Here is a 9,377-nt window from a genome sequence, read left to right as displayed (position 1 = left end):
CCCTGAAGGGGAGGGGCTTAGTAGTGCCAAGTGTTTGATGTTACGGTAACACCGCCGTCCACGAGCCCGCTTGCCAAGGCCCGCGGGCGCGATTAGCATCGCATCGATAAGCCCGGTGGCCACGTAGCCGGCGGGTGACGCAGCAGCAGGAACATGGTGCGCCGCGCACACCGAAGACATCGGGCGCGCGGCAGATGATGGCATGTTGCGTGGAAAGGGCAGGCGCATTTCATTTTTCGACGAAATGACGAGCCAGGAGGGCGGAACCCGGTCGCCCTATCGAGACTATTGCGGATGGTTCGAGGCCGAGGATGCGGCGCGTATCCAGCGCAAGGCGCAGCAGGCCGAGGCGCTGTTCCGCACCACAGGGATTACCTTCAACGTCTATGGCGCCGCCGATGGCGATGAGCGGCTGATTCCGTTCGACGTCGTGCCGCGGATTATTTCGGCCAGCGAATGGCGCCGCCTGTCGCGCGGCATCGAACAGCGCGTGCGCGCACTGAACGCCTTTCTCCACGACATTTATCACCGGCAGGAGATATTACGCGCGGGCCGCGTCCCCGTCGAACTGATCGCCGGAAACGAAGCCTTTCTGCCGATGATGATGGGGCTCGATCCGCCGGGCGGCATCTATACGCACATCAGCGGCACCGACATCGTGCGCACCGGCGCGAATGAATTCTATGTGCTCGAGGATAATGCGCGCACCCCGTCGGGGGTGTCCTACATGCTCGAAAACCGCGAAACGATGCTCCAGATGTTTCCCGAACTGTTCGCGAAAGTGCCGGTGCGCGAGGTCAGCGATTATCCGATCAACCTTCTGAAATCACTCGCCGCCTGCGCGCCGCCCGCGTGCGGCGGGACGCCGACGGTCGCGGTGCTGACGCCGGGCATCCACAACAGCGCTTATTATGAACATAGTTTCCTCGCCGACCATATGGGCGCCGAACTGGTCGAGGGGCATGATCTGCGCGTCGTCGACGGGCGCGTCGCGATGCGCACGACGCAGGGCTATAAGGCGATTGATGTCGTTTATCGCCGCGTCGACGACGATTTCCTCGACCCCTTGAACTTTCGTCCCGACTCGATGCTCGGCGTACCCGGCATCTGGGACGTCTATCGCGCAGGCGGCATCACCATCGCCAACGCGCCGGGGACCGGCATCGCCGACGACAAGGCGCTCTACAGCTACATGCCCGACATCATCGAATTCTATACGGGGGAAAAGGCGCTGCTGCCCAATGTGCCGACGTGGCGCTGTTCGGACCCCGAGCATCTGCGCGAAGTGCTCGACCGGCTGCCCGAACTCGTCGTCAAGGAAGTCCACGGGTCGGGGGGGTACGGGATGCTGGTCGGCCCCGCCGCGAGCAAGAAGGAACTCGCGGCGTTCCGCGCCAAGCTGGAAGCGAACCCAGGCAATTATATCGCGCAGCCGACGCTGTCGCTCTCGACCGTGCCGATCTTCACCAAAAAGGGCCTCGCACCGCGGCACGTTGACCTGCGCCCCTTCGTGCTGATGTCGCCGCAGGGGATCACGATCACGCCTGGCGGACTGACGCGCGTCGCGATGACCAGAGGGTCGCTGGTGGTGAATTCGAGCCAGGGCGGCGGGACGAAGGATACGTGGGTGTTGGAAGATTGATGGGGGGGCTGTCGCAAGAAATCGCCAATCCCCTCCCGCAAGCGGGAGGGGCAGCGAGGCTTGGCAGCTTGCTGCCTAGCCGCAACGGGGTGGGCCAGCCACGTCGCGTACATGCCCACCCCGCTGCGACTAGCGAACATGTTCGCAAGTCTCGCTGCCCCTCCCGCTTGCGGGAGGGGAGGGGAGGGGAGGGGCTTAGATGCTAGGCAAGACCGCAGGCTCGCTCTTCTGGATGGCGCGCTACCTCGAGCGTAGCGAGAATAATGCGCGCCTGATCGACGCGGGGTTCCGCATCGCGCTGACGCGGTCGAGCACCGCCGCCGCCGAATGGAAGTCGGTGCTGGTGACCGCAGGGGTCAATCAGGCGTTCCAGGCCGCGCATGGCGATTACAGCTCGGCGCGCGTGATCGACTTCCTTCTCCGCGATCCCGCCAACCCGTCGAGCATCCTTTCGGTGATCAGACAAGCGCGCGACAATGCCCGCACCGCGCGCACCGCGCTGACCCGCGAGACGTGGGAAGCGGTCAATACGAGCTGGATGACGCTCGTCGCGCTGCTGAAGCGGCCGGTGCGCGAGGATGATCTGCCCGACGTTCTGACGACGATCCGCCAGCAGAGCGCGCATGTTCGCGGGGCATTGAACGGCACGATGCTGCGCAACGACGGGTTCCATTTCTCGCTGCTCGGCACCTTCCTCGAACGCGCCGACAACACGGCGCGGATCCTCGACGTCAAATATTACCTGCTGCTGCCCTCGGTTGCGCATATCGGCACGACGATCGATAATGTGCAGTGGGAAACGATCCTGCGGTCGGTTTCGGCGCACCGCGCCTATCGCTGGCTTTACGGGGCCGAGATCAGCGCGCTCAAGATCGCCGAATTCCTGATCCTCTATCGCCAGATGCCGCGCAGCCTCGCTTTCTGCTGCGAGCGGATGGAAGATAATCTGGCGCAGCTGCAGCGCCATTATGGCGAGGAGATCGGGGCTTGGCGCTTGGCGCATGCGCTGAGCCATGAGAAACTCGCCGGGCCGATCCAGTCGATATTCGACGGCGGTCTGCATCAATATGTGACCAGCTTCTTGCGCGATACCGCTGCCCTCGCACGGCAGGTCGAACGCGATTATCGGTTTGTGGAATGACGATGCGGCTCAAAGTCGAACACACCACCCGTTACCAATATGATGCGCCGGTCAGCTATGCGCTGCAGCAGCTCAAATTGACGCCGAAGGACCGGCCGGGCCAGCAGCGCGTTCTCGACTGGGCGATCGACGTCGAGGGCGGGGCGCAGCAGCTGCATTACACCGACCATCACGGCAATGGCGTCGACCTGATCGCGGTGCAGGGCGGTGCGACCGAACTGGTCATTCGCTGCCACGGTGCGATCGAGCTCGAAACATGGGACGGCGTGATCGGCGTGCATCGCGGCGCGATGCCGCTGTGGACCTTCCTGCGCCCGACGCCGCTGACGCGCGCGGGGCGGCATGTTCGCGCGCTCACCGCGCAGCTCGGCCGCGACCATGCCAATGATATCGAGCGCGCGCATGCGCTGTCGGCGCTGATCATCGACCGGCTGGCGTACCGGATCGGCTTTACCGATGCCGAGACGACCGCCGAACAGGCGCTCGGCAGCGAGGGCGGGGTGTGCCAGGACCATGCGCATATCTTCATCGCCGCGATGCGCCACCTCGGCCATCCGGCGCGTTACGTTTCGGGCTATCTGATGATGAACGACCGGACGCATCAGGATGCGACGCACGCGTGGGCCGAGGCGCATTTCGACCATATCGGCTGGATCGGCTTCGACGTCAGCAACGGCCATTCGCCCGACCAGCGATACATTCGCGTCGCGACGGGGCTCGATTATCGCGACGCTGCCCCGGTTCGCGGCATGCGCTATGGTGCGGCGCAGGAAAATCTGGTTGTTCAATTGCAGGTCCAGCAATAAGCGGGCCGGACGATCAGGACTTTCCGGGCGGGGAAAACGGGATTCGATGACTTATTGCGTTGGCATGCGTTTGAACAAGGGACTGGTGTTCATGTCGGACACCCGCACCAATGCGGGTGTCGACGACATCGCACAGGTCCGCAAGATGCGCAGCTGGCACCTGCCGGGCGAGCGGGTGATCACCCTGATGTCGGCGGGTAATCTCGCGACGACGCAAGCCGTCGTCAGCCTGCTCGACGAGCGCACCAAGGCGCCCGAAGACCGTCATCCCTCGATCCTCGAAGCGCCGTCGATGTTCGCGGTTGCGACGATTGTCGGCGAAACGCTGCGCCAGATCGTGACGCGCCACAATCCCGAAGGCCCCGCGGCGGAATCGCTGTTCCGCGCGTCGCTGATTGTCGGCGGGCAGATCAAAGGCGCCGAACCGCGGCTGTTCCTGATCTATCCCGAGGGCAATTTCATCGAGGCGGGGGAGGATAATCCCTTCTTCCAGATCGGCGAGACCAAATACGGCCGGCCGATCATCGTGCGGTCGTACGATCCCGCGATGTCGTTCGAGGACGCGGTGAAGCTGCTGTGCGTCTCGTTCGATTCGACGATCCGCGCCAATGCCGGGGTCGATTTGCCGATCGACCTCAAGATTCACGAGCGCGACGATTATACGACGGTGCGTGAACGGCGGTTCGAACGCAACGACCCCTATTTCGAAAGCGTCGCCGACGGCTGGGCCGAAGCGCTGGGGATTGCACTGGCCGAGTTGCCGGACTTTCATTTCTGACCGGCTTCGGCCACCCTCGCGTCGGTCGTGGACGGACGGGAAGGGATTGCAATGTCGCGCTGGATTTCCGCAGCACTTGTTCTGATAGCCAGCCCGGCCGGCGCCGAAGAGTCGCGCTTCGACGCGGCACTGCGCGATTTTCGTGCGCTGCACCGTGCCGAGACGAACCGCGCGAAGATCGCGGGAAGCAGCTTTTATGTCGTGCAGGACGGCCGGACCGTCGTTGCCGATCATCTGGGCGAGCAGGATGCCGATGCGCATGTCCCCGTCGATGCCGACACCATCTATCATTGGGCGTCGATCACCAAGACGATGACGGGGATCGCGATCATGCAGCTTCGCGATCGCGGGCTGCTGTCGCTCGACGATCCGATCACTCGCTATGTGCCCGAACTGGCGGCGGTGCATAATCCCCATGGCGACACGGGCGCGATCACGCTGCGTCAGTTGATGAGCCACAGCGCCGGATTTCGCAGCGGAACCTGGCCGTGGCGCAATCATGACTGGCAGCCGTTCGAGCCCAAGGGCTGGGCGCAGCTTGTGGCGATGCTGCCTTATACGCAGGTCGAGTTCAAACCGGGCAGCCGCTTCGGCTATTCGAACTCCGGAATCGTCTATCTCGGGCAGGTCATCGAACGGCTGTCGGGCGAGGATTATGAAGTCTATGTCGACAAGAATATCCTGAAGCCGCTGGGCATGCACGCCAGCTATTTCGACCGCACGCCGCCGCATCTGCTGCCGCACCGATCGCACAGCTATTATATCAAGGGCGGCCGGCGGGTCGCGGCGCCGTTCGATGTCGATACCGGGGTGACCGTGTCGAACGGCGGGCTCAACGCGCCGATGCCCGACATGGCGAAATATGCGGCGTTCCTGCTCGGCGACCCGGCGCGCCAGACCGACTATGATCTGGTGCTGAAACGGTCCTCGATCGAGGAAATGTGGGCGCCGCAAATCGCGGCGGGAGAGGATTTCACACAGGGCCGCATGGCGAAGACGACGCAGAGCGGCCTGTCCTTCTTCATCGACCGCAGCGCGGCGGTGCGTTTCGTCGGGCATAATGGCGATCAGAACGGCTTTCGCGCCTATCTCAGCCTGTGTCCCGACCAGCGGATCGGCAGCCTGCTGGCGTTCAACACCGAAACGCGGGGCGTTCAGAACAGTGCCGCCAATCGCGAAACGGCGGAATCGCGTATTGCGCTGGCAACCGACGGCCTGTGCGAGGCGTTCGCGGATCCGCGCGGCTAAAGCCAAGTGAGGAAAGAAATGGCCCGGAAGGTGCGTAACCTTCCGGGCCTTGTTGCTCCGGCCACCAGGGAGGGGGATGGGCAGACCGGAACCGGGGGTGTCCCCGATATGCCGTCCGACGGCTCCCGGCTCAATCATACGAAAGGATGGTACGGCCCATCCCGTTGCGTAGCGCGCCCTGGTTCAGCGGTTCTTCCGCCCCGCAATCAGCCCGTCGACCAGACTTGGATCGGCCAAGGTCGACGTATCGCCCAGCGAGGCGAAATCATTCTCGGCGATCTTGCGCAGGATGCGGCGCATGATCTTGCCCGAGCGCGTCTTGGGAAGCCCCGGGGTCAGGTGGATATGGTCGGGGGTTGCGATCGGGCCGATTTCCTTGCGGACCTGCTGCTTGAGCGCGGCGGCGACTTCGTCGGTCGGCTCGACCCCGGCGTTCAGCGTCACATAGGCGTAGATGCCCTGACCCTTGATGTCGTGCGGGAAGCCGACGACCGCAGCCTCGGCAACGAGATCGTGGAGAACGAGCGCGCTTTCGACCTCGGCGGTGCCCATGCGGTGGCCCGAGACGTTGATGACATCGTCGACGCGGCCGGTGATCCGCCAATAGCCGTCGGCATCGCGGCGGCAGCCGTCGCCGGTGAAATATTTGCCCTTGTAAGTCGAGAAATAGGTTTCAGCGAAGCGGTCATGGTCGCCGTAGATCGTGCGCGCCTGACCGGGCCAGCTATGCGTGATGCACAGATTGCCCTCGGCTGCCCCGCCGGTCTGTTCATCGACGAGCACGCCGCCCTCGGCGTCCACCAGTTGCGGGCGGATACCGAAGAAGGGACGCCCGGCGCTGCCCGGCTGCATCGGATGCGCGCCGGGCAGGGTGGTGATCATGATCCCGCCGGTTTCGGTCTGCCACCATGTGTCGACCACGGGGACACGGCCCTTGCCGACGAGCTGGTGATACCAGCGCCACGCCTCGGGATTGATCGGCTCGCCGACGCTGCCGAGCAGGCGGATCGGCGACAGGTCATGGCGCATCACATAATCGTCGCCCTCGCGCATCAGCGCGCGGATCGCGGTCGGCGCGGTGTAGAGGATGTTGACCTGATGCTTGTCGACGACCTGCCAGAAGCGGTCGTGATCCGGGTAATTGGGCACGCCCTCGAACATCAACGTCGTCGCGCCATTCTGAAGCGGGCCATAGACGACGTAGCTGTGGCCGGTGACCCAGCCGATGTCGGCGGTGCACCAGAAGATTTCGCCGGGGCGATAGTCGAAGCCATAATAGAAGGTGCTGGCGGTCCACACGCTGTAGCCGCCGACGGTGTGGAGCACGCCCTTGGGTTTGCCGGTCGATCCCGAGGTGTAGAGGATGAACAGCGGGTCTTCGGCGTTCATCGGCTCGCACGGGCAGTCGCCGGGAACATCGGCCGAGAGCGCGTCGTACCAGTGATCACGGCCTTCCTTCATCGCGATGTCGCCGCCCGTGTGCGCGATGACGAGCACGGCTTTGACGTCCACGCGTTCCAATGCCTTGTCGACATTGGCCTTCAAGGGAACGACCTTGCCGCCGCGCAGCCCCTCGTCGGCGCAGATCACCCAGTCGCTCGCGCAATCCTCGATGCGGCCGTGGATCGCCTCGGGCGAAAAGCCGCCGAAAACGACGCTGTGCACCGCGCCGATGCGTGCGCAGGCGAGCATCGCGACCGCGCCCTCGGGGATCATCGGCATATAGATGGTGACGCGGTCGCCCTTTTGGACGCCCATTTTCTTCAAAGTGTTCGCGAAGCGGATGACGTCGGCGAGCAGCGCGGCATAGCTGATCGTCCGCGTCTCGCCATCGGGGGCGTCGGGTTCGAAGATGATCGCGGTGCGTGTCCCATGCCCCGCGGCGACATGGCGGTCGACGGCGTTGTGACACAAGTTGAGGACGCCATCCTCAAACCATTTGATTTCAACGGGATCGTAGGACCAGTTTCCGATTTTCGTCGGCGGTGCGATCCAGTCGATGCGCTCCGCCTGCTTGGCCCAGAAAGCGTCGGGATCATCGATGCTCTGCGCGTAGAGCCGGTCGTAATCGGCGGCGCTGCAGTGCGTGTTCGCCGCGGCATCGGCCGGAACGGGAACAAAGGGTTCGGACGGCGACAATTCGGACAAGGACGACTCTCCCATTCGGGTTTGCATTGTTCGCCCGCTGCGATAACCCGCGAGCCACAAACTGCAAGGGCGCGTCGGCGCCAATGAAGGGACAGATGATGACGCTATTGGGCCAGGAGGTCACGCGATTGCTCGACGGACTCGGCGTGCATCGCGCGGCCTGGGCCGATGGATCGATGCCGTCGGTGACACCGCTGACCGGCGAACAATTGGCGATGGTGCAGGTCGCGGATGCCGCTGCGATCGACGAGACGCTGGGCAAAGCGAGCGCGGCCTTTCGCGCTTGGCGCAACGTCCCGGCACCGCGCCGGGGCGAACTCGTCCGCCTGTGGGGCGAGGAATTGCGCGCCGCGAAGGACGAGCTCGCGAAGCTGGTGACGATCGAAACGGGCAAGATCCCGTCCGAAGGCGCGGGCGAGGTGCAGGAGATGATCGACATCTGCGATTTCGCGGTCGGCCTGTCGCGCCAGCTCTACGGCCTCACCATCGCGACCGAGCGGCCGGGGCACCGGATGATGGAGGTCTGGCATCCGCTTGGCGTCGTCGGGGTGATTTCGGCGTTCAACTTTCCCGTCGCGGTGTGGGCGTGGAATGCCGCCGTGGCGCTCGTCTGCGGCAACAGCGTGGTGTGGAAGCCATCCGAAAAGACCCCGCTGACCGCGCTTGGCGTCCAGGCGATTTTCGAGCGCGCGCTGGCGCGGTTCGGCGACGCGCCCGAAGGATTGGCGCAGCTCCTAATCGGCGGGCGCGAGGCGGGCGAGGCGCTGGTCGACGACAAGCGCGTCGCGCTGGTGTCGGCGACGGGTTCGACGCGGATGGGGCGCGCGGTCGCGCCGCGGCTGGCCGGGCGCTTCGCGCGCGCGATCCTCGAACTCGGCGGCAATAATGGCGTGATCGTCGCGCCCTCGGCCGATCTCGACCTTGCGCTGCGCGGCGTCGCGTTCGGCGCGATGGGGACCGCGGGGCAGCGCTGCACAACGACGCGCCGCCTGTTCCTGCACGACAGCATCTACGACGGCTTCGTCGCGAGGCTGAAGGCGGCCTATGGGAGCGTCGGCGTCGGCAATCCGCTCGAAAACGACGTGCTCGTCGGACCGCTGATCGACCGCGCGGCCTATGAGATGATGCAGGATGCGCTGGGCGCTGCGCGCGCTGTGGGCGGGATCGTCCATGGCGGCGAACGCGTCGGCGAGGGGGCAAGCTTCTATGCGAAGCCCGCGCTTGTCGAGATGCCGGGGCAGGTCGGCCCGGTGCTCGAAGAGACCTTTGCGCCGATCCTCTATGTGATGCGCTATTATGATCTGGGTGCGGTGATCGACCTGCACAACGATGTCGCGGCCGGGCTGTCTTCGGCGATCTTCACCACCGACATGCGCGAAGCGGAGCGGTTCCTGGCCGCAAGCGATTGCGGCATCGCGAACGTCAATCTCGGCACGTCGGGTGCGGAGATCGGCGGCGCGTTCGGCGGTGAGAAGGAGACGGGCGGCGGGCGCGAGAGCGGGTCCGACAGCTGGAAAGCTTATATGCGGCGCGCGACCAATACGCTGAATTATTCGGATGCGCTGCCACTGGCGCAGGGGGTTTCGTTCGAACTCTAATTCCCCTCCCGTATCC

The 9,377-nt window shown here is 64.6% G+C and carries 7 protein-coding genes; 6 read left to right on the top strand and 1 reads right to left on the bottom strand.

The annotated features are described in order from the left end of the window. The first annotated feature begins 202 nt into the window (after positions 1 to 202). From ACREBX_RS05930 to ACREBX_RS05910, 5 genes are all read left to right on the top strand, one after another. Positions 203 to 1,642 (top strand): circularly permuted type 2 ATP-grasp protein, encoded by a 1,440-nt coding sequence (locus tag ACREBX_RS05930; protein WP_431560830.1) that lies wholly within the window; start codon positions 203 to 205, stop codon positions 1,640 to 1,642. Between the two features lie 199 nt (positions 1,643 to 1,841). Continuing rightward, positions 1,842 to 2,783, top strand: coding sequence for an alpha-E domain-containing protein (locus ACREBX_RS05925; RefSeq protein WP_431560829.1), 942 nt, complete (start codon positions 1,842 to 1,844; stop codon positions 2,781 to 2,783). 2 nt (positions 2,784 to 2,785) lie between these two features. Further along, on the top strand, positions 2,786 to 3,589 hold the full coding sequence (locus ACREBX_RS05920; protein ID WP_431560828.1) for a transglutaminase family protein: 804 nt from the start codon (positions 2,786 to 2,788) through the stop codon (positions 3,587 to 3,589). Positions 3,590 to 3,635: 46 nt separating this feature from the next. Further along, on the top strand, positions 3,636 to 4,367 hold the full coding sequence (locus ACREBX_RS05915; protein ID WP_431560827.1) for a peptidase: 732 nt from the start codon (positions 3,636 to 3,638) through the stop codon (positions 4,365 to 4,367). Positions 4,368 to 4,418: 51 nt separating this feature from the next. Next, positions 4,419 to 5,615, top strand: coding sequence for a serine hydrolase domain-containing protein (locus ACREBX_RS05910; protein WP_431560826.1), 1,197 nt, complete (start codon positions 4,419 to 4,421; stop codon positions 5,613 to 5,615). Between the two features lie 183 nt (positions 5,616 to 5,798). Here ACREBX_RS05910 and acs read toward each other — a convergent pair whose 3' ends face one another. After that, complete coding sequence (gene acs / locus ACREBX_RS05905) at positions 5,799 to 7,763, bottom strand: acetate--CoA ligase (protein ID WP_431560825.1); 1,965 nt, start codon at positions 7,761 to 7,763, stop codon at positions 5,799 to 5,801. 95 nt (positions 7,764 to 7,858) lie between these two features. On the opposite strand from acs, the gene amaB reads away from it, so the two are divergent. After that, on the top strand, positions 7,859 to 9,361 hold the full coding sequence (amaB, locus tag ACREBX_RS05900; protein WP_431560824.1) for an L-piperidine-6-carboxylate dehydrogenase: 1,503 nt from the start codon (positions 7,859 to 7,861) through the stop codon (positions 9,359 to 9,361). Positions 9,362 to 9,377: the final 16 nt, after the last annotated feature.

This window comes from Sphingopyxis sp. (assembly GCF_050725655.1).
GTDB lineage: Bacteria > Pseudomonadota > Alphaproteobacteria > Sphingomonadales > Sphingomonadaceae > Sphingopyxis.
Note: the sequence above shows the minus strand (reverse complement) of the source record. Positions and strands in the feature narration are given on the sequence as shown.

What these genes read in the sequence shown, in the direction of transcription:
- ACREBX_RS05930 (WP_431560830.1), top strand. Translation starts at nt 203, where the DNA reads ATGTTGCGTGGAAAGGGCAGGCGCATTTCATTTTTCGACGAAATGACG.
- ACREBX_RS05925 (WP_431560829.1), top strand. Translation starts at nt 1,842, where the DNA reads ATGCTAGGCAAGACCGCAGGCTCGCTCTTCTGGATGGCGCGCTACCTC.
- ACREBX_RS05920 (WP_431560828.1), top strand. Translation starts at nt 2,786, where the DNA reads ATGCGGCTCAAAGTCGAACACACCACCCGTTACCAATATGATGCGCCG.
- ACREBX_RS05915 (WP_431560827.1), top strand. Translation starts at nt 3,636, where the DNA reads ATGACTTATTGCGTTGGCATGCGTTTGAACAAGGGACTGGTGTTCATG.
- ACREBX_RS05910 (WP_431560826.1), top strand. Translation starts at nt 4,419, where the DNA reads ATGTCGCGCTGGATTTCCGCAGCACTTGTTCTGATAGCCAGCCCGGCC.
- amaB (WP_431560824.1), top strand. Translation starts at nt 7,859, where the DNA reads ATGATGACGCTATTGGGCCAGGAGGTCACGCGATTGCTCGACGGACTC.